Source organism: Haladaptatus caseinilyticus, from assembly GCF_026248685.1.
Classification (GTDB): Archaea; Halobacteriota; Halobacteria; order Halobacteriales; family Haladaptataceae; genus Haladaptatus; species Haladaptatus caseinilyticus.
Genome location: NZ_CP111036.1, coordinates 2,529,587 through 2,552,566 on the forward strand (window position 1 = coordinate 2,529,587; position 22,980 = coordinate 2,552,566).

28 protein-coding genes and 1 pseudogene are annotated in these 22,980 nt (G+C 58.2%); 14 read left to right on the top strand and 15 right to left on the bottom strand.

Annotation, left to right across the window (positions count from 1 at the left end):
• Nucleotides 1-444 precede the first annotated feature (444 nt).
• The 4 genes and pseudogenes from OOF89_RS13660 to OOF89_RS13675 all read left to right on the top strand — a co-directional run bounded on the left by OOF89_RS13660 (nucleotide 445) and on the right by OOF89_RS13675 (nucleotide 4,277).
• Nucleotides 445-1,266 (top strand): annotated as a pseudogene (locus OOF89_RS13660) (aldo/keto reductase).
• Nucleotides 1,267-1,342: 76 nt separating this feature from the next.
• Nucleotides 1,343-2,242: a 3-hydroxyacyl-CoA dehydrogenase family protein gene (locus tag OOF89_RS13665; RefSeq protein WP_266077152.1), complete on the top strand. Its 900-nt coding sequence runs from the start codon at nucleotides 1,343-1,345 to the stop codon at nucleotides 2,240-2,242.
• Nucleotides 2,239-3,078 carry an enoyl-CoA hydratase/isomerase family protein gene (locus OOF89_RS13670; protein ID WP_266077154.1) on the top strand — a complete coding sequence of 280 codons (840 nt, stop codon included), beginning with the start codon at nucleotides 2,239-2,241 and terminating at the stop codon, nucleotides 3,076-3,078. The genes OOF89_RS13665 and OOF89_RS13670 overlap by 4 nt, the downstream gene beginning before the upstream one ends.
• A gap of 362 nt (nucleotides 3,079-3,440) precedes the next feature.
• The gene (locus OOF89_RS13675) at nucleotides 3,441-4,277 is read left to right on the top strand and encodes an MBL fold metallo-hydrolase (protein WP_266077156.1); all 837 of its coding nucleotides are present in this window, start codon (nucleotides 3,441-3,443) and stop codon (nucleotides 4,275-4,277) included.
• On the opposite strand, the gene OOF89_RS13680 is transcribed toward OOF89_RS13675, so the two are convergent.
• Together OOF89_RS13680 and OOF89_RS13685 are read right to left on the bottom strand one after the other, a co-directional pair.
• Nucleotides 4,274-4,570 (bottom strand): DUF7545 family protein, encoded by a 297-nt coding sequence (locus OOF89_RS13680; protein WP_266077158.1) that lies wholly within the window; start codon nucleotides 4,568-4,570, stop codon nucleotides 4,274-4,276. The two genes, OOF89_RS13675 and OOF89_RS13680, sit on opposite strands and share 4 nt — an antisense overlap.
• A gap of 132 nt (nucleotides 4,571-4,702) precedes the next feature.
• Entirely contained in the window at nucleotides 4,703-6,034 is a 1,332-nt protein-coding gene (locus OOF89_RS13685) for an FAD-dependent oxidoreductase (RefSeq protein WP_266077160.1), read from the bottom strand.
• 153 nt (nucleotides 6,035-6,187) lie between these two features.
• Here OOF89_RS13685 and OOF89_RS13690 point away from each other — a divergent pair, with 153 nt between their 5' ends.
• The 4 genes from OOF89_RS13690 (at nucleotide 6,188) to OOF89_RS13705 (ending at nucleotide 8,242) form a co-directional block, all read left to right on the top strand.
• Nucleotides 6,188-6,472 carry a DUF357 domain-containing protein gene (locus OOF89_RS13690; RefSeq protein WP_266077162.1) on the top strand — a complete coding sequence of 95 codons (285 nt, stop codon included), beginning with the start codon at nucleotides 6,188-6,190 and terminating at the stop codon, nucleotides 6,470-6,472.
• 44 nt (nucleotides 6,473-6,516) lie between these two features.
• On the top strand, nucleotides 6,517-6,792 hold the full coding sequence (locus OOF89_RS13695; RefSeq protein ID WP_266077164.1) for an ArsR/SmtB family transcription factor: 276 nt from the start codon (nucleotides 6,517-6,519) through the stop codon (nucleotides 6,790-6,792).
• A 56-nt stretch (nucleotides 6,793-6,848) separates the two neighbouring features.
• The gene (locus tag OOF89_RS13700; RefSeq protein WP_266077166.1) at nucleotides 6,849-7,154 is read left to right on the top strand and encodes a hypothetical protein; all 306 of its coding nucleotides are present in this window, start codon (nucleotides 6,849-6,851) and stop codon (nucleotides 7,152-7,154) included.
• Nucleotides 7,155-7,513: 359 nt separating this feature from the next.
• Nucleotides 7,514-8,242 (top strand): ferritin-like domain-containing protein, encoded by a 729-nt coding sequence (locus OOF89_RS13705; protein WP_266077168.1) that lies wholly within the window; start codon nucleotides 7,514-7,516, stop codon nucleotides 8,240-8,242.
• A 43-nt stretch (nucleotides 8,243-8,285) separates the two neighbouring features.
• Here the strand turns inward: OOF89_RS13705 and OOF89_RS13710 are convergent, their stop codons facing one another.
• Nucleotides 8,286-9,485, bottom strand: coding sequence for a putative manganese transporter (locus OOF89_RS13710; RefSeq protein WP_266077170.1), 1,200 nt, complete (start codon nucleotides 9,483-9,485; stop codon nucleotides 8,286-8,288).
• Nucleotides 9,486-9,680: 195 nt separating this feature from the next.
• Between OOF89_RS13710 and OOF89_RS13715 the strand changes: the two genes are divergently transcribed.
• From OOF89_RS13715 to OOF89_RS13730, 4 genes are all read left to right on the top strand, one after another.
• Nucleotides 9,681-9,875 carry a cold-shock protein gene (locus OOF89_RS13715; RefSeq protein ID WP_049970639.1) on the top strand — a complete coding sequence of 65 codons (195 nt, stop codon included), beginning with the start codon at nucleotides 9,681-9,683 and terminating at the stop codon, nucleotides 9,873-9,875.
• Nucleotides 9,876-9,969: 94 nt separating this feature from the next.
• Complete coding sequence (locus tag OOF89_RS13720) at nucleotides 9,970-10,149, top strand: DUF7836 family putative zinc-binding protein (protein WP_266077174.1); 180 nt, start codon at nucleotides 9,970-9,972, stop codon at nucleotides 10,147-10,149.
• 300 nt (nucleotides 10,150-10,449) lie between these two features.
• Nucleotides 10,450-10,686, top strand: a complete 237-nt coding sequence (locus OOF89_RS13725; RefSeq protein WP_266077176.1) for a UPF0058 family protein — start codon at nucleotides 10,450-10,452, stop codon at nucleotides 10,684-10,686.
• Nucleotides 10,687-10,888: 202 nt separating this feature from the next.
• Entirely contained in the window at nucleotides 10,889-11,488 is a 600-nt protein-coding gene (locus OOF89_RS13730) for an archaellin/type IV pilin N-terminal domain-containing protein (RefSeq protein WP_266077178.1), read from the top strand.
• 33 nt (nucleotides 11,489-11,521) lie between these two features.
• Here the strand turns inward: OOF89_RS13730 and OOF89_RS13735 are convergent, their stop codons facing one another.
• From OOF89_RS13735 to OOF89_RS13750, 4 genes are all read right to left on the bottom strand, one after another.
• Complete coding sequence (locus OOF89_RS13735; RefSeq protein ID WP_266077180.1) at nucleotides 11,522-12,322, bottom strand: carbon-nitrogen family hydrolase; 801 nt, start codon at nucleotides 12,320-12,322, stop codon at nucleotides 11,522-11,524.
• Nucleotides 12,319-12,747 (bottom strand): SRPBCC family protein, encoded by a 429-nt coding sequence (locus OOF89_RS13740; protein WP_266077182.1) that lies wholly within the window; start codon nucleotides 12,745-12,747, stop codon nucleotides 12,319-12,321. Before OOF89_RS13740 ends, OOF89_RS13735 begins: the two co-directional genes overlap by 4 nt.
• A 38-nt stretch (nucleotides 12,748-12,785) precedes the next feature.
• A complete protein-coding gene (locus OOF89_RS13745) occupies nucleotides 12,786-13,010 on the bottom strand; it encodes a DUF7123 family protein (RefSeq protein ID WP_266077184.1) in 225 nt (74 codons plus the stop codon).
• Between the two features lie 67 nt (nucleotides 13,011-13,077).
• The gene (locus OOF89_RS13750; protein ID WP_266077186.1) at nucleotides 13,078-13,266 is read right to left on the bottom strand and encodes a DUF7525 family protein; all 189 of its coding nucleotides are present in this window, start codon (nucleotides 13,264-13,266) and stop codon (nucleotides 13,078-13,080) included.
• Between the two features lie 111 nt (nucleotides 13,267-13,377).
• Between OOF89_RS13750 and OOF89_RS13755 the strand changes: the two genes are divergently transcribed.
• Both OOF89_RS13755 and OOF89_RS13760 read left to right on the top strand, forming a co-directional pair.
• A complete protein-coding gene (locus OOF89_RS13755; protein WP_266077188.1) occupies nucleotides 13,378-14,577 on the top strand; it encodes an LEA type 2 family protein in 1,200 nt (399 codons plus the stop codon).
• Nucleotides 14,578-14,742: 165 nt separating this feature from the next.
• Nucleotides 14,743-15,126, top strand: a complete 384-nt coding sequence (locus OOF89_RS13760; RefSeq protein WP_407661616.1) for a DUF7528 family protein — start codon at nucleotides 14,743-14,745, stop codon at nucleotides 15,124-15,126.
• A gap of 159 nt (nucleotides 15,127-15,285) precedes the next feature.
• Here OOF89_RS13760 and OOF89_RS13765 read toward each other — a convergent pair whose 3' ends face one another.
• From OOF89_RS13765 to OOF89_RS13800, 8 genes are all read right to left on the bottom strand, one after another.
• Nucleotides 15,286-16,314 (bottom strand): phosphate signaling complex PhoU family protein, encoded by a 1,029-nt coding sequence (locus tag OOF89_RS13765; protein ID WP_266077192.1) that lies wholly within the window; start codon nucleotides 16,312-16,314, stop codon nucleotides 15,286-15,288.
• 89 nt (nucleotides 16,315-16,403) lie between these two features.
• Entirely contained in the window at nucleotides 16,404-17,468 is a 1,065-nt protein-coding gene (locus OOF89_RS13770) for an ATP-NAD kinase family protein (RefSeq protein ID WP_266077194.1), read from the bottom strand.
• Between the two features lie 315 nt (nucleotides 17,469-17,783).
• A complete protein-coding gene (locus OOF89_RS13775; RefSeq protein ID WP_266077196.1) occupies nucleotides 17,784-18,473 on the bottom strand; it encodes a competence/damage-inducible protein A in 690 nt (229 codons plus the stop codon).
• Nucleotides 18,474-18,534: 61 nt separating this feature from the next.
• The gene (locus OOF89_RS13780) at nucleotides 18,535-19,305 is read right to left on the bottom strand and encodes a DUF5803 family protein (protein WP_266077198.1); all 771 of its coding nucleotides are present in this window, start codon (nucleotides 19,303-19,305) and stop codon (nucleotides 18,535-18,537) included.
• Complete coding sequence (locus tag OOF89_RS13785) at nucleotides 19,302-19,973, bottom strand: DUF2110 family protein (RefSeq protein ID WP_266077200.1); 672 nt, start codon at nucleotides 19,971-19,973, stop codon at nucleotides 19,302-19,304. Before OOF89_RS13785 ends, OOF89_RS13780 begins: the two co-directional genes overlap by 4 nt.
• Entirely contained in the window at nucleotides 19,973-20,500 is a 528-nt protein-coding gene (gene tfe / locus OOF89_RS13790; protein ID WP_266077202.1) for a transcription factor E, read from the bottom strand. The genes OOF89_RS13785 and tfe overlap by 1 nt, the downstream gene beginning before the upstream one ends.
• 156 nt (nucleotides 20,501-20,656) lie before the next feature.
• On the bottom strand, nucleotides 20,657-21,199 hold the full coding sequence (locus OOF89_RS13795) for a tRNA (cytidine(56)-2'-O)-methyltransferase (RefSeq protein WP_266077204.1): 543 nt from the start codon (nucleotides 21,197-21,199) through the stop codon (nucleotides 20,657-20,659).
• A 41-nt stretch (nucleotides 21,200-21,240) separates the two neighbouring features.
• Complete coding sequence (locus tag OOF89_RS13800; protein WP_266077206.1) at nucleotides 21,241-22,866, bottom strand: Na+/H+ antiporter NhaC family protein; 1,626 nt, start codon at nucleotides 22,864-22,866, stop codon at nucleotides 21,241-21,243.
• Nucleotides 22,867-22,980 lie beyond the last annotated feature (114 nt).

Here is a 22,980-nt window from a genome sequence, read left to right on the forward strand (position 1 = left end):
TCGATCGACAGTGGCTCCAATCGAATGTAATCGCCGTGGAGCTGAATCGATTCGATAATCATGAACGCTGAATCTGGAATTTATCCCTACGGAAATATTTTCATCGAGAGATCAGTAAACCGTCAGGAAACTGCTCGTAATTATTCAAGTAACTGCTGTTTCGATATCGCCTGCCGGTTCCGGTATGGATGTCGCTCCGATCATAGCCTCGAAAGAATTTTTGTCTCGTGTACCCCTACCCGAGACGATTAAGCGATTTGTCGGTTACGGTAAAAGCTTTCTGTAAACGGTTGTGGCATCGATATGTTCGGACGGTTTGCCAAATTTCACGCACGATGAACCTTCAGAATGTAGAATTCGGTATTCTTCTGGGTCGAAGAGGGTCGTTCGATGTATCACATAGACTGGAAATCATTTGCATCGACGGCCGGGGGTTGTCGCGTAATGGATTATTCAACTGATGTAACGGCTACCGGGAAAGAACTTCCACCCGTCGGACTCGGCACGTGGAAAAACGACGACCCGGAAAACTGTGCGGAGACGGTTCGAACCGCGCTCGAACTCGGTTACTGACACATCGACACGGCGGCCATCTACGGCAACGAGTCGGCGGTCGGTGACGGAATCGCTCGCGCCGACGTTCCGCGCGAAGATATCGTCGTCGCGACGAAAGTGTGGCACGACAGTCTCGGCTACGAGGCCACTATCGAAAGCGCACACGAAAGCTGTGACCGTCTCGGAATCGACACCATCGACCTCCTGTACGTCCACTGGCCCTGTTTCAGTTACGACCCCGAAGAAACGCTCCCCGCGTTCGACCACCTCCGCGACGAGGGCGTCGTTCGACACGTCGGCGTGAGCAACTTCGAACCCGAACATATCGGTGAGGCGCGCGACGTCATCGACGCGCCACTCGTCGCGAATCAAGTCGAAATGCATCCACTCCTCCAGCAGAGCGAACTGCGAGAGTACTGTGCGAGTCACGGTATTCGCCTCGTTGCGTACTCGCCGCTGATCCACGGCGAAGTGTTCGACGTACCTGCGATTCGGGCGGTGGCGAAGAGGCACGGCGTGAGCGAATCACAGGTTTCGCTCGCGTGGCTTCAGGAGAAGGGTGTCACTGCGATACCGAAAGCGAGCGGTGAGAGACACCTCGCGGACAACCTCGCCAGTTTGACTCTCGACCTGTCCGACAAAGACATCGCACGAATCGACGCCATCGAAGAACGAAAACGAATCAGCAAAACGGACTGGACGCCGTGGTAATGAGTCGTCTCGCGAACCCCCGCAATCCAGCCGCGTAGAAAAACGTTTTTCGTGCGCCCCCACGCCTCTTCTGACGATGAAAGTTGGCGTACTCGGAGCAGGGACGATGGGGCACGGAATCGCACAGGTTACGGCCATGGCAGGTCACGAGGTAACCTTGCGTGATATCGAACGGGAGTTCGTGGACAATGGCATCGAAAGCATCGCAGCGAACCTGCAGGGTGGCGTCGAACGTGACAAGCTAACCGCGGCCGAAAAGGAAGCAACCCTCGACAGAATTTCCGGCACCACCGACCTCGAAGCCGCAGTCGGTGACGCTGACATGGTCGTCGAGGCGGTGCCGGAGGAGATGGATATCAAGCGAAAGACGTTCGCCGACGTGGAGGCGCTCGTTTCCGACGACACCATCATCGCATCGAACACCTCCTCGCTGTCGTTGACCGAAATCGCCAGCGCCCTTTCCGAACCGACACGAGCAATCGGACTCCACTTTTTCAATCCGGTTCACATCATGAAGCTCGTGGAAATCGTCGTTCCCGAACAGGCAGACCGCGAAACGGTCGACTTCGCTGACGAATTCGTCGAGGGTATCGATAAGGTCGGCGTCGAAGTCCGGGACTCACCAGGTTTCGCCTCTTCGCGTCTCGGCGTCGCGTTGGGCGTCGAAGCCGTTCGAATGCTGCAAGAAGGCGTCGCCAGCCCTCGCGACATCGACGCCGCGATGGAACTCGGTTACAACCATCCGATGGGACCCATCGAACTCGGCGACGTGGTCGGGTTGGACGTTCGGTTGGACATCCTCGAACACCTCCGCGAGGAACTCGGCGAACGGTTCCGTCCGCCACAGATTCTTCGTCGGAAAGTCCGGGCCGGAAAGCTCGGCAAGAAGACCGGTGAAGGATTCTACGTTTGGGAGGACGGCGAAATAGTGGGTGTTTCAGGCGAGTATGATGGAAACGAGGGTGACGACGAATGAGCGGCGAAAGCAATGCAAACGGCGACGCGCCCGGCAGTCCCGAACAGGTCGCAAGCGAATGCGAGACGGTCGATACGACCGTCGAGGAGTACGTCGCCACCGTCACGCTGAACCGTCCGGACGCGCGAAACGCACTGAATGCACAACTGCGCGCCGAACTGAAGGACGTTCTCGATTCCGTCGAAGCATCCCCCGACGTTCGCGTCGTCGTCCTTACCGGTGCGAGCGAGGCCAAAGCCTTCGTCGCCGGAGCGGACGTGAAGGAACTACGCCAGCGCGACGCGATGGAGCAGCGAGACGCCAGCAAACGTCCACGGGTGTACGAGTACGTGGACGACCTCGAAAAACCGGTTATCGGCGCGCTCAATGGTCACGCCCTCGGTGGAGGGTGCGAACTCGCCCAAGCCTGCGACGTGCGCATCGCGCACGAACGAGCCAAACTCGGACAACCGGAAATCAACCTCGGCATCATGCCGGGCGGCGGCGGAACCCAGCGTCTCACTCGACTGGTAGGGGAGGGACAGGCCATGCGACTCGTCCTCTCCGGCGAAATCATCGACGCGGAGGAAGCTCACGATATCGGCCTCGTAGACGAAGTGTGCTCGGACGAAGCGTTCGAAGGCCGCGTTTACGAACTCGCGGGGCGGATGGCGGACAAGAGTCCGAAGGCGCTCGAATTGGCCAAAAAGGCCGTCAAGGCAAGTAGTCGAATGGATTTGGAGAGCGGAATAGAGTACGAAGCCGAACTGTTCGCGCTGTTGTTCGCCTCCGAGGACAAAAACGAAGGAATCGACGCCTTCCTCGAAGACCGCGACCCGGAGTGGGGAAGCCAGTAACTCACGAGGCTCGAAACGGGGATTTCAGGGTCATCGAGTGCGATACGCGAACGAACACTATCGAGTGATCGGATATGGTGGTGTTGAAAACATCGCTCGACTTCGTCAGTCGTCGTTCGTGGTTTCGTTTGAATGTGGGATGCGGTCAGTACTGACCGCACCTGTCAGAGACACATTGCAGTACCGACTGCCTGCGACAGTGCTGTTACTATCGTCAGGCGTTTCTGGAATGTGACCAACGGAATATATGTCTTTGGTTAACAATTCGGAAGCATCGATTCATCGATTTTCGGATAGCACATTACTCCCATCGGTGAGAAGCGAACGCAACACTTAGGCGCGTTTACCGGGCAGTTGTTCGTATGGCGATTCACAGCGACTGGGGAGACTGGCTCCCCCGTGCAGTCGAGGACGCGTCACCGGACGGTGTTGCCATCTGGTATCTGGGATGTAACGGGTTCATTCTGAAAGGACACGGCGGAACGACCGTGTTCATCGACCCGTACCTCGGAACCGGTGACCCACCGCGAACCGTCCGAATGGTTCCGATCCCGTTCGACCCCGAAGACGTGACCGAAGCCGGTGCAGTGCTGGCGACGCACGAACACACCGACCACGTTCATGGTCCAAGTCAGGCACCGATTCTCGAAAACACGAATGCGACGTTGTACGCACCCGACGACAGCCTCACCGTTGCACGTGAGGACGAACGCTGGACGGACGAATGGGACGTTTCGGACGACCAGTTCGCAGCGATCTCGGACGGAGACACTTTCGAAGTCGGTGAGTTCACCGTTCACGTCGAACCGGCGAACGACCCCGATTCCACGCATCCCGTTTCGTACGTCATCGAACACGAAGCGGGAACCTTCTTCCACGGCGGAGACACGAAACCTGGGGACGAGCTCGAATCCATCGGCGAGAAGTACGATATCGACCTCGGTGTACTGGCGTTCGGTTCCGTCGGGCGAATCCCGGACAAACAAACCCGTGAGCCAAAGCGAACGAAATGGTACAGCGACGAGAACGAAACCATCACTGCCGCGAACGCACTGCAACTCGACCGTCTTCTCCCGAGCCATTGGGACATGTGGAAAGGGCTTACAGCGGACCCGACCGCGCTGTACGAACACAGCCGGAGCTACGACTATCCGATATCGCTCGAAATCGTAGAAGTCGGTGACCGAACTGAGCTTTAGTGCGAGTGGCCGGTTGCCTGTTCGAAGGTGATACCGAGTCGCTCTTCGAACAGGTCTCGTGCCTTTTCTTCGATGGCGACGACTTCCTCGTCCGGTTCGCCCTGGGTGTGGTGAACCGCGGCGTGTGCCTGCTGAACGAACGAGACGAGCGCCATGTCGCCGACGACCGTTTCGCGCGATTCGTCCTCCTCGCGGAGGAGGTCGATGAGTCCCGGCGGGAGTTCGAGTTCGTCGCTACCGTCCGGTCCTTCGATGGTGTACGTCGTGGTCTCAACGTCGTCTGCGTCTGCCATACAGTCGCTTTCGTCGTCAAGCGTTAAGGGTCTGTGGTTACCGTCCGCATTGACAGCCCTCGATTCCGTACGTCCCATACACGGAGAGAGGAGAACAAAAGCAGTCTAAATCCGCAGGTTCAATCGGTCACCTCAGTCGTCGGAGACCGCCGCTCCCTCTTGGGTGGCGGCGGTCTCACCGAGGTCGGCGGTTTCCAGATAATCGTCGGCGTCGAGTGCGGCCTTACAGCCCATCCCCGCGGCCGTCACAGCCTGTTGGTAGTGGAAGTCAACCACGTCGCCCGCGCCGAAGATGCCGGCCACGTCGGTTTTCGTCTGTCCACCACCTTTGCCTCCGAGGGTGCGGATGTAGCCCTCCTCGTCCAATTCCACGTCCGTGTCTTCGAGGTAGCCCGTGTTCGGTGTGTGGCCAATGGCGAGGAAGACGGCCCCAACGTCGAAGTCGAACTCCTCCGTTTCCGGATCGTCGAGTTTCTGTGACGGTTTCCCCGCCGGATTGGTGACCATCGTGACGTGATCGACGCCGTCTTCCGGCGTTCCATGAATCTCCGTCACCTCGGTGTTTTTCATGATCTCGATTTCGCCCGCATCGACTTTTTCCTGCACGCGGTCCTGCCAATACTGTTCCGCGCGGAACTCTTCGCGCCGGTGAACCAGATAGACTTTCTCCGCGAACTTCGTGAGGAAGGACGCTTCTTCGAACGCGGCGTCACCGCCGCCGATGACGACCATCTCCTCGTCGCGGAAGAACGCGCCGTCACAGGTTGCGCAGGTCGAAACACCGTAGCCCATCAGATCGTCCTCGCCCGGAATCGAGAGGGTTCGAGCGCTCGCGCCGCTGGCCGCGATGAGCGCGTCGGTCGTGTACACGTCGCCGTTCGAGAGTTCGACACGGAACGGGCGGGACGTGTCGTCTACGTCCTCGATGATGCCCGTCTTCACTTCGGCACCGAACCGCTCGGCCTGCTCCTGCATGTTGTTGATGAGTTCCGGACCGCTGATTCCGTCGGGGAACCCGGGGTAGTTCTCCACATCGGTCGTGAGCGTCAGTTGCCCCCCCGGTTCGTCGCCTTGGAGGATGAGCGGGTCGTTGTTCCCGCGTGCGGCGTAGATTGCTGCGGTCAATCCCGCGATACCGCTTCCGGAGACGATGAGCGTCCGGTGTTCGGGGTCGGCCGTTTCGCCGCCATCCGAGGCCGCGATACCAAGCCTTTCGTCGAGTTCACCAGTCTCTTCCAGTGCGCTCGTCTCGTCCCAGCCACCGATGAGTTCGTCGTCGATGAACACCTCCGGTGCTGTCTTTCGTCCGTCAGCACGCTCGACCATCTCGGAGAACAGTTCATCATCACCTGTCACGTTGTACGTCTCGTACTCGATTCCTTTCTCGTCGAAGAGGTCCTTCGCTTTGTCACAGTAGGGGCAGTTCTCCTTCGTGTAAATCTCGACGTGGGGATGTTCGCTCATGGTGCAATATCACAGTTCGCGGTGTATTTAGCTTGCGCTGTCTCCCGTCATTTCCGCTTTCGACAGTCGCGTGCGTCTCTTTGCTAAAACGGGTCAGACGACCGTTGGAAACGCCTCGAAGGTCTTACCTTCCCCCTGTGCTAGAACTTTTACATGGGTGCAGATATCGTCGAAAAGACGGACCGATACGAACGTCTCCTCTCGGAGGCGCTCGATGCGGCCGAAATCGCTCCCGCAACCGATACGCCGATGGGCGAGGCCGCGGTTGACTGTCGGGAGATGGCACGGTCGTATCTCGAAGACGGACGACATTTTCGCGACGACGACGACCTCGTAAACGCACTCGCGTCGTTTTCGTATGGACATGCATGGCTCGACGCGGGGGCGAGAATCGGTCTCTTCGACGTCCCCCGTGAAGGACATCTCTTCACCATATAGTTGGGCGATGCTCTTACGTGTCCGTGGTGTGTCGGTTGGCGATAATGGAGGGCGTCCTGTGGTACGTACTCACCGGTACGCGTGGCGGAGCCAATCGTGTCCGCCTGCTTCGCACGCTGGATGAGCGTCCGCGGAACGCCAATCAACTGGCCGACGACCTGGATCTCGATTACAAAACGGTTCGCCATCACCTCGATGTACTGATGGACAACGGGGTAATCGAGAACAGCGGGGACGACTACGGTGCAGTGTACCTGATTACGGGACAAACGCGACAACATTGGGACACCGTCGAGGAAATCATCGGGAAAGTGGAGTAAAGTATGGCTGAATCTGGGAAAGCATATAACCGTCGCCGATCACAAGGGAGGAACAGATGGGTCTCTGGATAGACGTTGCTCGAGTTTCGACGGCACTGAACGTGCTGTTACTTCTCGGGTTGAGTTACGTCTGGCTCCGGAACTACGTGCAGTTTCGCTCGAAACAGACGCTCGGGCTCTCGGTGTTCTCAGTGCTCCTGCTCGCGGAAAACGCGTTGGCGTTTTACGTCTACACGTGGGACCAGATCCGTACCGCCTGGTTCGCAACTGCAGTCCCACCTGTGGCGTGGCACGCGATGCTCGCGCTTCACGTGTTGGAGTTTTTCGCCCTGTCGTTTCTCCTCTGGGCGACGTGGGACTGATCCCCCAGTCCGTCCCAAATATCTGATGGTGACGGTATCAGTAGCTCATTATTAATACCGATGTCCCGGTTCGCACGGTCCATATGAAACGATCGAGTCGGAACCCCAGGACTTCCGGGACGGGAAGTTCGGTGGACGGGATGCTTTGGTACGTGCTCTCCGGAAGTCGGGGTGGTGCCAGTCGTGCGCGAGTGGGAGACGGTCGAATCGATAATCGACGTAGTATCACGATAGCTGTTCTCGGTTCGATTTACGACGAAACATGGTCGAAATTCGAATGAATTTGGGTGAAAGTCCGGTAAATTTTCTTTTATATCTTCGCCCTTGGTCGTGGTGTGCGCCACAGCGCACGTCCAACCATGCCAGATGATACGCAGGACGCAGTCGGTGATCTCGGAGCAACGGCGCGGAAACAACTCACGTCCCGTCGTGGTTTCCTCGCAGGTTCGGCGGCTGTCGGAGCTGTCGGTTTGACGGGAGCGAGCATCGTCGGTGCGGACGACCACGGCAACGATGGCGACCAAGACGGCGGCGGCAGCGGCGGAGACGGAGGAAATATGGAAGAAGACACTACAGACATCGATATCCTGAACTACGCGCTAACGCTCGAACACCTCGAAGCGACCTTCTATGCGAAGGGACTGGAGGACTTCAGCGACGACGAACTCATGCAGGCAGAGCTCGGCTGTGAAATCTGTGACGAACAGCGGGCGAAGATACCGGAGCAGGTCCGCGTCGTCGGAGAACACGAAGCGGCCCACGTCGATCAGATCACGAACGTGATCGAACAACTCGGCGGCGACCCCGTCCAAGAAGCTGATTACGACTTCGGCTACGAGACGCCCGCCCAATTCCTCAAAGTCGCCAAGGCACTCGAAAACACGGGTGTTGCGGCATACGCTGGTGCGGCCCCGTCCATCAAGAACGACGAAATCCTGTCGGCGGCACTTTCCATCCACAGCGTCGAAGCGCGCCACGCGGCGTCGTTCAATGCACTCAACGGTGTTTCGCCGTATCCGAACGCGTTCGACGAGGCGAAAACGATGGAGGAAGTCACGGAGATCGCCGGACAGTTCATCGTTCAGTAATGCCGGCTCAGTCCAGCCACTCGTTCAAACACGCTTTTTCGCGCTATCCCAGCACGCCGAACCCAGTCGCCGAACCGAAGTCGAACAGCACGTGAAGTGCGATACCGACGATGAGTGCGGGAATTGTCGTGTAAATCGATGCAACGATTGCTGCCTTCTTGTCGATAGCGATGAGCGGGAAGAGCGCGTCGCCATCCTGACTGATCGCGTTTGCGGTCAGCGCCGAGAACGGGATCCCGCCCTCAGCGTACACGCTCGCCAGGACGATTTGCGGGCCACATCCGGGAATCAGTCCAATGAGTGCGCCAACGATAGGTGCCATCACGCCCACGCTAGTGGCGATCTCTCCGATGTTGATGTTGAACAGGAGGACGGAGTACTCGTACAGCAGATATGCTGTCAGTACCCAGACGGTGACGAAACTCGTCTCCTGTGCGGCGTGAACGAGCGTCTCGTAGACGGTAGCAAACGTGTCACGGGCACGACCGACGTGGCCGTCGCCGAGGTAGTGGCGGCCGACGAAGTAGATATAGAACGACGTTGCCGTTCCCGTGACTCCGACGACCGTGAACGCACCAGCGTAGGTGGGTCCGAGCGCTAGCGGAACGTCGGGTGCACCGGCGAGTAGATACACGACACCCAACACGAGTGCGATACCTGCAGCCACCCACCAAACGGCGTGAACTGCATGGCTGAGGGGCGTTAGAACGGACGATTCTCGCGCGGCGGACGTCTCACAGCTTGTGTCGTATTCGTGCGTCGGGTTGCCGCCACGACTCGTGCTGACGACACCACCGTCGGTCGCCGTGTTGCTGATATTGGCTACCGCGTCGTCGATACGGCCGACGCCCATCCCGAAACGGTCGATGGCGTATCCCGAGATGATAGCGGTGGCGAAGGCGATACCGTACGCATAGAGTGCGGCTTCCGGTGCGAGTGCGAGGATGACGAACGCGGAGTCACCAGCCGTCGCGATGAGCGTGGCGACCACGGTTCCGAAACCGACCGTTCCGCGGACGTACAATGGCATCATGACGATCGCACCACCACATCCGGGCGTAAGACCCATAAGTGCGCCAAACAACGGTTGTAGCCTGTCGTTCTCCGAAAGTCGCTCGACCAATGCACCGCTGGTCCGATACTGGATGAGGCCAAACAAAAGCACGGTAATCGCGACGAATGCGCTCACTTGTACGTACCCATCACGGACCGACGCGAGAAAAACCTCGAATATCTCGTTCATCGAATAGACGCCCCCTGGTAGGAGACGACGATAGTTTTAGACATCTCTAAAACAGAGTTTTGCAGTATGGAACTTATACCTTTCGGCGTAATAATCACCAGGAACCGTTCTGCGATCAGATTCGATAGACGGGGATGCGATGGCTCCATTGGGGCCGCAATTCTTATCTTCGTCACTCCACTCTGTTCATTTGCAATGGCGCAAGGTACGGTTACGTTCTTCAACGATACGGGCGGTTACGGTTTTATCGAGACTGACGACGCGGACGACGACGTATTCTTCCACATGGAGGATATCGGTGGACCGGATTTAGAGGAAGGACAGGAGGTCGAATTCGACATCGAACAGGCGGATAAAGGCCCACGCGCGACGAACCTCCAACGACTCTAAAACGACCTGGGTGGTGGAGCAAGACGGATAGCGACCGCTCTTTTTCGCCTCTCCGCCAACAAGATTTTTCTTCCTACCGCTCGATATCCAGAGTATGGTGGAAACGTACGTTCGATTGCTGTGTCCGGAATGCGGAAAACACTGGGAGTCGAGTCCCGACGACTTACCGACCCCCGACAAGCAGTTCCACTGTCCGAACTGTCATGCCACACGACGAACGTCGGAATTTACGCGAACGGAGCGCGATTTGGAGACGCTCAAACAGCTTCAGTAACGGTCCGGCGCGTTACGGACCCCGTACTATCACGAAAACGATCTTTTATCACGGTCTAGTAATTCGATGTAAGCGAACAGCTAGCAGATTTTCCAGCCTCGATGGGGCGGATATGCGTCGTTTCCATCGAACTTCGACTGGTATCCTCACCGTAATCGGTCATAAAACGACAGTAAATCGCTTCGGGTATCGCTGTTCGAATATGCTACCGAACGGAAACCAACGGAACGTTGAGTATACGGCGTGCTAACTGGACTCAAGATAATAATATAACCCTGCAACTGTTAGTCACGTACGCTTATGAAGAAGCAGGAGCTCATCCACCTTCACGGCCTGCTTGCAGAGGTTGGCAATCATTTCGAGGAGAAAAACGGGAAACCGATTACATTGGACGAATACGAATCCCTCGGGGTACGACCAACGTCCATTCACAAATCGAAAACCGACCACAAAGCGGCTGTTTTTGCATTGTCCAGCGCGATAACGACTGAAATGCGTGCGACCGAACGCGAAGCGGTCGCACCACAAGCCGACTGAGCGACGAATCGCGGTCCCCGACGTTACTATAGTGACAAGTGGCGACGCTGTTTTCCGCCCGATAGTCTCACGAAGGATGTACTATCATGGACAATATGTGGTTCTCAGACATGATAACAGCCTGTGGGATTTAATACCGAATCTAACGAACTGTATACTACTGTGCTGGTGAAAATAATCCAAAAATAGGCAAAATACAAACATGAAAGAAAATGACACAGACGACCGTCGTTCGGACCGAGGTCAGGTCGGTATCGGAACGCTCATCGTGTTCATCGCGATGGTGCTGGTCGCCGCGATCGCGGCGGGCGTACTCATCAACACGGCGGGGTTCCTCCAATCGAAAGCCGAACAAACCGGTCAAGAAAGTAGCGTACAAGTGACCGACCACGTACATGTGGTTAGCACGATGGGGAACGTCACCTACGATGCGGGCAACAATACGCACGAGGTGGATTACGTCAATCTCACCGTGATGAAAGGCTCCGGTGCAGGCGACATCAACCTGTCACAGGCTACCATCGAATGGCTCGGCCCGGACGGTGGACGAATCATGACGATGGGTTCGAATGCAACTGATACCCAGTTCGGTCTCGAAGCCATTCGGGACGAAGAGGGCTCCCTTCCCGTGCTCGTCAGTCAGAAGGACCGATTCAGAATCGTACTCAACACGACGGCGATGACGGGCGGTCTGCAGGAACGTGAGGAGTTCACGATCAAAATCGTCACCTCCTCTGGTGCGATGACTTACCACCATAGCGTCCCCGAGACGCTCTCGGATGGTCACGCAATCGGGCTATAATACCCACATCTTGCCATTTATTTTCTCCGTCGGCTAGCGTCGCTTGTCGTGCCACGCTGGGAACGATTTTCGGACCTGCTCTACGCGTTTCGGGTCGATATCCCGGACGACCATATCCGGTTCGTCACCCGTGCTCGCGAGCAGAGTCCCCCACGGGTCGTACACGGTGGAGCGTCCGATTAGGGTCGCATCGTCGTACGAGCCGGAACCGTTGATCGTAGCGAGGAAGCACTGATTCTCGATTGCCCGTGCGCGTGAAAGTATCTGCCAGTGCTCGACGCGGGGATACGGCCACGCACTCGGAACGAGCACGAGCGTCGCGCCCGCTTCGGCGATATCCCGGTAGAGTTCGGGAAAGCGTAGATCATAACAGGTCGCCATTCCCACAGTCACGCCCTCGAGCTCGACAATGCCGAGCGATTCGCCGGGGACGAGCATCTCCGCTTCGGCGGACTCGTAGCCGAATAGATGGTGTTTTCGATATACCGCCTGTCTGCGACCATCGCGGTCGAAGAAGACCGACGTGTTTGCAAGCCCTTCTTCAGCAGGTCGCTCGCCGTCCGTCAGCGATAGATCTTCGACGATGCTTCCCGCGAGAACTGCGATGTCGTGTTCGTCCGCGAGGTCGCTAATTTGTGTGAGCGTCGGCCCGTCGAGTGCCTCCGCGTTCCGTTGATAGGTGTCGAACGCGAAATAGCCGACGTTGAAAATTTCGGGGAGTGCAACGAGGTCAGCGTCGTGCTCAGCCGCTGATTCGATGGCCGAAGCGGCGCGTCCGCGATTCGACTCGACGTCCCCGCCCTCGATAGCGATTTGTGCGAGTGCGAGTCTCATGTTGTGACGCCAACCTCCTCTCGGAGGGCCTCTTCCAGGTTCGACAACTCCTCGTCGAGATGTTTTTTGAAATATCGCTCGATACCTGGAACACGACCCTCAACCACGAACCGATTGGCGAGACGACAGCCGTCTTCAGTCGATCGGATTTCGTGCTCACCAGTGACACGAAGTGCCGACGAGCGTCCGATGAATTTCACGTATCGTGGCTCCTCACGGGTGACGTCTTCCGTCTCCACCGGAATGGTTCGATTTACGAACGGGATTGGTAGTTTGATATGCCACGTCGCACGATGACCTTCACCGGGGTCGTAATCGGCGACGACGCTTATTGCACTGGCTCTGCGCTTCGGGTCGGCGATGAACTCCCAAACGTCCTCGGGTGGAACTGGAAGTTCGAACGTCCGCTCTACCCGGACAGTCATAGCTTAGAATTGGGCTGTGGTGGTAAAAAGCCAGCCACTTAGCTCGGGCTGACTCTCCACGTTGTCGAACGGGCGCGCCCCCACTTCTCGATATCTACGTCGTCGGCCGTCTCGGCGAGCTTAGGGAGCCGAGACCCTACCTGTTTGGAGGAGAGACCGAGGTGTTTGGCGATATTTTTCGCGCGGAAGTAGCGCTCACCACCAGACACGCTTTCGCGTAGGAATTCGAGGATACGCCGTTCCTCGTCGCTGAACTCTGTCATCCTCACTCCCCATACGCGCCAGACGACCTTAACCATTATCCTGTCCAGAACAAGTGCTAATTTCGCGTCAGTTCGGGTAGACGTGGCTCGCGGAGACCGCGAGGATGCCGGCGATGACGGCGATGGCGAAGCCCCACGCCGCAGTTTCGGTTCCGGATGTGACGAACGTTAGCCCTGCTCCTGCGACTGCGACGAGCGTGAACAGCACGGAGAGACCAACCCCCATATCCGTCGAGACCGCCTGATTTCCTGCCATGTGATCCACTTGCAACAGGACCAACTTAGTTCATTCTACTCGAATAAAGACCATTGTTTGACATATACTGGAGTCGGGAGTTTTTTGTCACCAGTTCGCCGGTACCCGAATATGGTCGTAGGTAAACTCAAGACGATGTTACCGCTCGGAAAGCGAGGGTTTATCGCCGTGATACTCATCGGCGCGCTCGTCGGTGCTGGCGTGCTCTCCGGTGTTCTCGGTGCACCTCGTGTCGCGGGCGTTGACAACGAGTTCGGCAACGTAACGGACGAGCGGACGGAGATACGAACGGCGCTCGTCGTGGAAAACCCGAATCCCTTCGGCGTTCGAATCGGCAACACGTCGGTAGACTACACTGTCGAGATGAACGACGTAGCGATGGCGAGCGGCAATCGGTCGAACCTCGCGCTCGGCCGCGGCAACACGACGCTCGACTTCTCGACGGGGATGCAAAATCGAAAGATACCGAAGTGGTGGACAACCCATATCCGAAACGACGAACGGACGACGCTTCGGATTCAGTCGAAGGTTCACTCGTCGCTCGTGGGGCGATCCGTGAACGTCCCGTACAGTCGGACCATCGAGACTGATATCATCAGCCAGTTCAATTCGACCGAGACGCGGCCGGTAAACGCGAGCGTACCGCTCGTTTCCGATCCGGTGCTCTACGTGAACGAGACGAGCGCCAGCTGGGGGTCCATGACGCGCGAGCGGACACCGATTCGGATGCAGATGCGGGTGTACAATCCGAAATCGCTCACGTATACGATTTCTGAAATCGGTTACGAGATGACGATGAACGGAATCGAAGTTGGAAGCGGGGAAACCGACCGGCCGTACACGATTCCTGCAAAGTCGGAGAAGAATATCGGCATGCGGACAGTTATCCGGAATAAGAAGCTCGACGAATGGTGGGTGAGCCACCTCAACAACGACCAGAAGACGGACCTGAAAATCACGTTCTACGCGAACATCGAACTACCGTCGGGAGATACGGTTCGCGTCCCGCTCCGTCAGCTCACCTACGAGAAACGAATCGAGACACAAATCTTCGAAAACGACTCTGCGGAGGGAGCCTTGGAGAGCGCGAACGATACTGCGGCACCGGAAACGACTCCGGAGTCAGGGACCGACGAAACGACCACGTCGGATGGGACGTCATCGAGCGAAACGACAAACGATGATACAACGCCCGGAGGAACGACGGCCGGTGGAACCACATCCGAAACGACCGGTGACGGGACGACGACCACGGATGATGGCGGACTCCTCGGAAGCATGCTCGACGTCGATGGGTTCGATCGTTACTGAATATTCCCGCCACCGATAGAGTTTTTATTTTGCCCGAACCATGTCCGTGTATGCCACGGAGTACTCACTCTCCTGGTCGAGTTCTTCTCGGGCGATGAGAGTGCCGTAACGGCAACGAGAGACGGTGAATCGATTGTACTAGATATCGACGGACAGTCCTACGAGCTGTCTCGCGAAACGGCGACGGAACTCCAAGACGCCGTCGGCGACGCTCTGACCGAACGCCGGGAGTTCTTCCGTACCGTGGGAACGTTCCGCGATGATGGAAGTTACGAAGTGTCCCGCCGGAGTGCCGACTCCGCAGGAAACGCCAAGGTGTTCCAAACCTTCGATGCGATGGTCAGGCTGTTCGACCGACTGCCAGACGAGTTTGCCGCGGAGGAAATCGGTCGAACCGGTATCACTGGGTCACGACGACATCTGTTGGTTCGCCACTTCGCGGAGCATCCCGATTTCGCGTGTCGGATTTCCTCCCGAAATCCATTGACAGCGACGAAAGGGGACGGAATCGGCAACGTGGATGGAACTCCGGAGGTGGGCGCCGACTGAGGGTACGTCGATTCGAGAGCGTCCCCGTTCCGTAGATGGATCGATTTCTTCGACGAAAGAAGCGACTTCGACCGCCGGATGCGACTGCGGTCACACAGTTCCACTACGATCCCCGCCAAAACATCCCAAAAATGGTAAAGCGCACGCTTCGGTTTCGATTCAGTTTATCGTCGTATGTTCGCTCTCCTCGTTCAACGCCAGGTTCGCCGCGATTTCCGCGTTTCGCATCGCGTACTGGGCAGTCTGTTGGAGACTGACGAGCACGTCCCGGACTTGGAGAAGGTCGTGATTCGACATTTCGGGGAGATCCGAGAGGATATCCGACTCTCGATCACCGAGTTCGTGGAACTTCCGTCTGACTTCGAGGGTGAGGTCGTAATCGCGTTCGACCGCGGCTTGGACTGCGAGCGCTGTCATTTCGTCCACGTGGTCGGTAAACTCCCGGATTCGGCGCATGGTGCCGTTGTCCACCTCGAGCGTGTGGCCGTTCGCTTCGAGGACGATGTCCGCGATGTCCTCCGCGTTGTCGGCAGTCAGTTCGAGATTCTTCGCGATCGAGCGATAGCCGATGAGTGGAAAACCGCTGTCCAATCCGATCGCACGTGCGAGCGTTGGGTTTTCGTGTGCCGTAAAGATGAGGCGCAGGAGGAGGACGAAAATCTTGTTCGCCTGTCGCTCCCGGTTCAACGCCCGTTGAGCGAGGTCCGGGTTCCCGTGGGCCAGCGCTTTCACCGCCTCGCCGCGCATCGTGCTGCCCGTGTTTTCGAGCCGTTCCAGTAGGTTGTCCAAATCGAAATCCTCCGGATCGACGGAACAGCGAATAGCGATACTGTCGGGCGTCTCCTCGATAACACCGAGTCCCATCAACTGCGTTTCAGCTTTGTAGACTGCGTTGATGTGACTGCTCTCCAGCGTGTCCTCGCTGACGACGTGAATGACTCGTCGTCCGAGGACGTACTGTGCAACGATGGCCCGCTCGACTGCCCCCGCATCCAACTGCTCGGTATGAATCGTCGCCTCCGATTCGTCGTCGTGTGCCGACTCCGGGAGGACGGTGAGCGACCCCTTTCCGCTGATTCGGAGGGACACCTCATCACCCTTTTCGACCCCGTGGTTCTGTGCCCATTCCGCAGGCAGGGTCATCGCCAACGTCGATGGTCCCAGTCGCTGAACCTTCCGTGTTTCCATGCCCTTTTATTTCTCTACGAACCCTTAAATGTCGCCATATGCGAATAGATGTCTCACTCCGGATAGTTCACTCGAATTACGAGACGGGTTCAGCGGACCTGTAACAGTCTGCGCTCGAACCGTCCGATCCGGACTTTTCGCCAGCCACGGAGCGAGCCATCGATCTCTTGGTCACCGGTATCGACATGGAGGACGCCGATTCCGTCGAGTTTCGTTCTTGAGGCGACGACTTCCACCTCGGATCGACGAAGGACGTCGGGTGAAATCTGGTGGTTTCCACGCCCAAAGATGAATCCTTGCCCGCCGATCGGCGAGACGACGACGACGTTTCGTTCTCCGAGGGCGGACAGGATTTCCGACTCGCTGGCATCGCGAACGAGGACCTTGTCGTCGCGCCACACGTCCACGCCGAGGGGTGACCCGTCGAACCCGAGCCGAGTTTTTATCGCGCCGACCGTGCTGCCCGGACCGAGCACGTAGGTAACCCCATCTTCCACTTCGTCGGCAACTCCATCCGCCAAGCTCTCGACGGTTCCGCCGCCGAGTTGCTTGCTCGACTGGAGTGACTCCGCCACCGGAACGCGGGCAACGGCTTTCAGTTCGGTCCGAACCTCACCCTCACGATACGCTTCCTCGTCGATATCGTTCACTTCTCGCTCCTCGAGGCGATCGAATCCTGCCGCGACTCGGCCCGCCGCCTTCGGCGTGACTGCGAATACGGATGAATAAATTTTCACACCGGCTGGGACGCCGAGCATCGGAATTTCCCCGTCGAGCTCGGACAACGTTTCGGCGACATCTACGGCGGTCCCATCTCCCCCAACGAATAGAATCAACTCGACGCCCTCCGTCGCCAGTTGGCGGACCGCGTTCCGAGTATCTTCCGCAGTCGTTTCACTCCCGCCGGGTTTGCCGACGACTTCCGGGTCGAACCCCGAACGTCGTGCTTCCTCGGCGCCCATCTCTCCTTCGTACGTCACGATCTCCGCGTCGGGTGCGCGCTCTTTGAGTGCGGACAAGGCAGCAACCGCCCTGTCCGGTGCGCGCTGTTCCGCCCCACGTTCTCGCGCTTCCGCGACTTTTCCATCCGTTCCCTTCAGACCGACTCGCCCACCCATTCCAGCGATGGGATTGACGACCACGCCGATTCGCATGGCAGTGGGTTGGGGAGCATGGCTAAAAGGCGTGTGGGCAGTGGTAAACCGCCGTCCATTTCTCATGGACCGGCTGTCGTGCCATCGTCGGAACGAACCGAGGGAGGACGAAACGACGGTCCTTCGGGACGGGTTGTCAAGAGTTAAGCCGTCTCGCCGGTAACCGCCGCACATGATTCCACTCGCGGATCTCGCGCCACTCGCAACGTTTCCTACGAACGCCGCAGGTATCGTCGTTCTCGTCGCCGGAATTGCGTCGGTTGCGGCGTGGTTGGCGTACTTCTACCGGTGAATGCTCGCCGTTCTCGGGACCGTTTATTCGGGGCGTTCCACTCGATCGCGTAGCCAGTCGGCGGCCCGCTGAACTTCGTCCTCGTCGGTGCCTTCGATGGTAACGCGGACGTGATCGCCCGGATAGCTACCGACCTTCACGTCGAACCGTTCCTGCAGTTCTTCGAATCGGTCGATCAGTGCGCTCTCCGGTTCGTCCGCCGGGACGTCCTCCCTGAAATGCGGTCCGCCGTCGAATTCGTCTGCCACACGCTCGAACATCGCCTTCATTTCTTCAGGTACGCCCGGCAGAACGTAGATGCCCTCGATTTCCGCCCCAGGGGCAACACCGACCTCGTTCGGAAGCATTCGCGACCCTTTCGGGAGATGGGTGGTCCCCGAAACGAGGTCCGCATTCGAGTAGTCGGAATGCGCCTCTATCCACTCGACTGCATCCGTGTTCTCTTCTACCGGAACACCGACTGCGGCGGCGACACCTTCCATCGTCATATCGTCGTGTGTCGGGCCGAGTCCACCCGTGACGATGACGGCATCGTGGTCGGCGAGCGATTCGTTAACGACGCGGGCGATATCGGCGACGCGGTCAGGAACGACGAGCACTCGCTCCACCGAGACGCCGCGTTCGGTCAGTTGCTTCCCCAACCACGCCGCGTTCGTGTTGACCGTATCGCCGGAGAGGATTTCGTCTCCAACGGTAATCAGCGCGATTTGCATACTCGATGGTGGTTGGCGACGAAGAAAAGCCCTATCGTATCGTCAGTCCGCCGTCTATCAGCTACCGCATCCCCGGTGGCGGCCCGCCACCGAAGTCGTCGTCCGTAATATCTCTGTTCAGTCCCATCTCTTCGCGTTTGCGTTCGAGTTCGCGGATCTGGAGTCGGAAATACGCGAGCCCGATGAGGCCGACGATCAGCGCGACGCCGACGACGCCACCGAAGATGAACTTGTCCCGGCCGAGATAGTAGCGAACCGAGATGCTGTCCCCATCGACCGGCTCGTTCCAGATAACGTGGACCCGTCCGTCCTGCGTTTCGGTCATATATCCTCCGGGTCGCACGTCACTCAGGAGGAACAGATCGACCCGCATCCCTCGCGGGATGACGACCTCGTAGGTCTTGTCCTTGAGATAGGTCGGGACGTAGAACGTCTTCCCTTGTCGCGGGGCGGTGTACGCCAACTGTCCCTTCCCCTGCGGGGGCGTGATGATGGTCTGCTCTTTCGTCTTTTTCACCCGAATCGCTTCGTGACCCACGACCGTTCCGTTCGGATACCGGAACTGCACCGCCGAAATCTCGATGGGGGCGTGTTCGCCAAACGACTCCTCCTGATGGATTTCGAGCGTCGTCTTCCCCCCCATCTCGTAGACGGCCTGATACTGATTACTGGACACGTTGTAGGTGACGTTCTGCTCTGTGTTCCAGCCGTACGTCGCGTTCTCCCCGAGTTGTTCGTCACTGATGTTCCCCGAACCGAATATCGACGTACAGCCCGCGCTGACGGCGAGTACGGCGAGCAGACCGAACGCGAGGGCGAGCCGTCGATTCATGGAATTACGCAGCGAATCTCGGCGGGAATGTACCCGCCGATGCTAGAGAGCAGTCCCGGCGGGTCGGTGTTTTCCGTACAGATGATGCTCTGTTCAAGGACGCCGAGACGTTCGACCGTCACGATGTCCTGGGCGTGTCCGGCGCGATTGACCGTCGCACGAACCTCACCGCGTGTCGCACTGTTGACGTTCACGCGTCCGGTGCCGCGCGTCCAGTCGAACAGGCGGTCGCGCTCCTCGTCGGCCAGGCGGGATGGTTCGTCCTCGCCGTAGACGAACCGCATCGGGAGGTGTTGTACCAGTCCGAACCGCTCGACGATTTGCGTCGGCTTTCCGGGGCCGAGTCCGAGTTCGGCCGCCGGAATTCGAACCTCCTGTCCAGCGTCGAGAACGATTCCGTCCTCGTCCCACGATTCGAGCGTTCCGATGAAGGTTTCTCCGTCCCGGAGATTTGGCGTGATTTCTCCCCACTCCTCGGCGAGGACGTTCCGGGCGACGACTTCGTCGTCCCCCTCCACCGTAACCGAAACGAAATCGTCGTGACGGACGCCGATGTCGTACTCCACGTCCAAATCGCCGAGGGCGTTCCCGACGAGCGATTCGAGTCCGTCGAGCGCCCGACGTTTTGCGTCACCACTCACGTACACTTTGGTTGCGAGAACGACCATTATGCACCGAGTACCTCGACGTTGAGTTCGCCTTCGAGTTCCTCGATGCGTTCTTCCATCGATTCGACGAGCATCGAATTCTCCATCGATTCGAGCGGGGAACCACATTCGGGACACTCGAAGCCGAAGTCCATCGCCTCGCCGAACTCGAATCGGAGGGAACAGATCTCACAGAGATAGAACTCGTGGTTTCGCTCGTACTCCTGGCGCTGTTCCAGCGCTTCCAATAGGCGGTACATCTCCTCCTCTAAGTTCTCCGGAATCTTGTCGTATTCGAAGGTCCACAGGTAGGTGAGCCACCCCGAGTCCTCATCCCGGAGGCGACGATACGTCGCGAGGTCGTTCTCGTAGAGGATGAACAGCGCCCTGCGAACGTCGTTGAGTTCGAGGTCGAGTTCCTCCGCGAGTTCTTCGTCGGTGACCTCACCGTCCGGGGGCGCGGCGGCAACCGGCATGCCCTTCGGCCCGACTAGTTCGTGGAGGTACTTCTGAATCACCGGGTCGCTTAGCAGGTCCTCGAAAGCCATTGATATGTTATATCGGGTCGTTCATCTGTTTAAAACCATCGGGAGACAGTCGATGTGTGTGGTTTCTGATTCGCGGCTACGGGTCTCGAAAACGGTCCAAGTCGCCACGTCTTCCCGCCACCGTTGGTTTGTGCTCGAAATCCGTTACCGGATGGCTTACTCTTCGCCGACCGGTTCGACTCGCTTTCCCGTCTCCGTGGGAATCACTCGTTGTTCCGCATCCGCCCACTCCCTGTCGAGTTCCCGACCGTCGAACAACCGATCCAAAAAGACGGCCAGTCCGGCGACCTCCGAATGTGGTTGGTTCGTCACGCCGACGTTCCAATCCGCGGCCTCGTACACGTCGAACGAGACCTTTTCGGCACCGACGACGACGAGAAGCGGATCGTCACTCTGCGCCGCTCGAATCTCGCGCTCTACGTCCTGCACTCGCTCTCCATACATCGTCAGGTGGACGACGGCCCCCTTCCAGTTTCGGATGAGTGCCTTCTGACTGTCCGACAGTTCGACATCGAACGGCCCACCGAATCGCTCCGTGATGTCCGCGATCGTGTCGCGCGATTTTCCCGCGTTGTCGGGAAGCACCACTCGGTCCGCACCCAACGCTCGGGCCGTCAGTCCGACGTGTGTGGTCATTCGCTCGTCACGGCCGGGGCGGTGGCCGAGACGCACGACGGTGACCTCGGGTTCGTTTTGCATGGGCGAAAAAACGAAGCGTGGTCGTTAGGGCGTTTCGAATCCTATTCGAACACTTGGGCGACGCCAACCTCGTCCGTCACACCGACGTATTCCGAGAGGAAGTACGTCGCACCGACCAGCAGTGCAACGCCAAGGGCGAGGGTGACACCGACGGGAAGACCGGTGTAGCCGCTAACGAGGAACGCCATCGTCGCGATTACAGCGGCCAAGGCCGCATATGGTATCTGCGTGTTGACGTGGTCTACGTGGTCGCTCGCGGCGAACATGCTCGACATGACGGTGGTATCGCTGATGGGCGAACAGTGGTCGCCGAACAGCGACCCGGTCAGGATGGCGCCGATAGCCATCGCGATCGGGGAGCCAATGGTGTGTGCGAGCGGGACGGCGACTGGGAACAGAATTCCCATCGTCCCCCACGACGTTCCGATGCAGAAGCTGATGATGGCGGCGCTCAGGAAGACGACTGCGGGTAGCAGTTCGGGAGTGATGATTCCCTGTGAGATGCTGACGATATAGTCACCGACGCCCAACCGTTCGCTGACGGAGCCGATACTCCACGCCAGCGAGAGGATTGCGACCGGGAACATCACCATCTTGAAGCCCTCGAAGATGGAATCGCTGACTTTGTCGAGTTCGATACGAGCGTGCCCGGCGAGGATAGCAAGAATCGTTCCACACCCCGCGAACGCCGCCCAGAGGATGGCGTTTGCCGTATTCGCGTCCTTCAGCGAATTACTGAACGCCCCGAGTACTGCCGAAATGTAGCCGAACAGTCCCTCCGCATTGGCGAGGGTCGACTGCGTCTTTCCGATACCGCCGCCGGTGAACCAGAGGCTGAACACGGTGACGAACACGAGGACGACGATTGGAGAAACGAAGTACCACCACCGAGGGTCCACGTGATCGGGCGTTTCGATGTCGCTCGCCTGTGTCTCCATCAGGGGGTTGGCGTCGTCACGAAGTAGTTTTCCCTCGTTACGGGCACGGCGTTCGGCGGCCTGCATGGGGCCGAAATCCCAGTCGGTGAGGACGACGACGAACACGAGCACCAACGCGAACAGACTGTAGAACCGGAACGGAATCGACTGGATGAACACCACGAATGCGTTTCGTTGGATTCCCAGCGAATCGAACTGCTGTTGGATGAGTCCCACTTCGAATCCCAGCCACGTCGATACGACGGCAATACTCGCGGTCGGTGCAGTCGTCGAATCGAGAATGTACGCCAGTTTTTCCCGACTCACGTCGAAGCGGTCGGTGACGGGGCGCATCACCGATCCCGAAATCATCGTACTGGCGTAGGAGTCGAAAAAGATGGTCATCCCCAGAATCGAAGTGCCGAGTTGCGCTTGCCGACTCGTCCGGACCCGCTTGACGATGGCGTCGGCGACCGATTTCATCCCACCGGAGAGGAAAATCATTCCAAGCATCGCACCGATGAGGAACGTAAACAGGAGCAGTTTGACGTTGAACGACGCGGTGACGTTCGCCACGACGAACTCCAGACTGCGGGCCGCACCTGCGATGGGATTCCACCCGGCAAGGATCGTCGCGCCCAGCCAAATCCCGGCAAACAGCGACAGCAGCGCTTGCCGTGATACGAGCGTCAGTACGATAGCGATCAGTGCCGGAAGCAGACTTATCAATCCATATGTCTCACTTGGCATCGGTTGGTTAAATCCGCGTTATAAATATAAACATTGTTGGCAATAATTGAAAAATGGCCACAAACCGTATAACCGATCGACCCACCGGCGTGATACCGGTCGTTCGGAAGGACC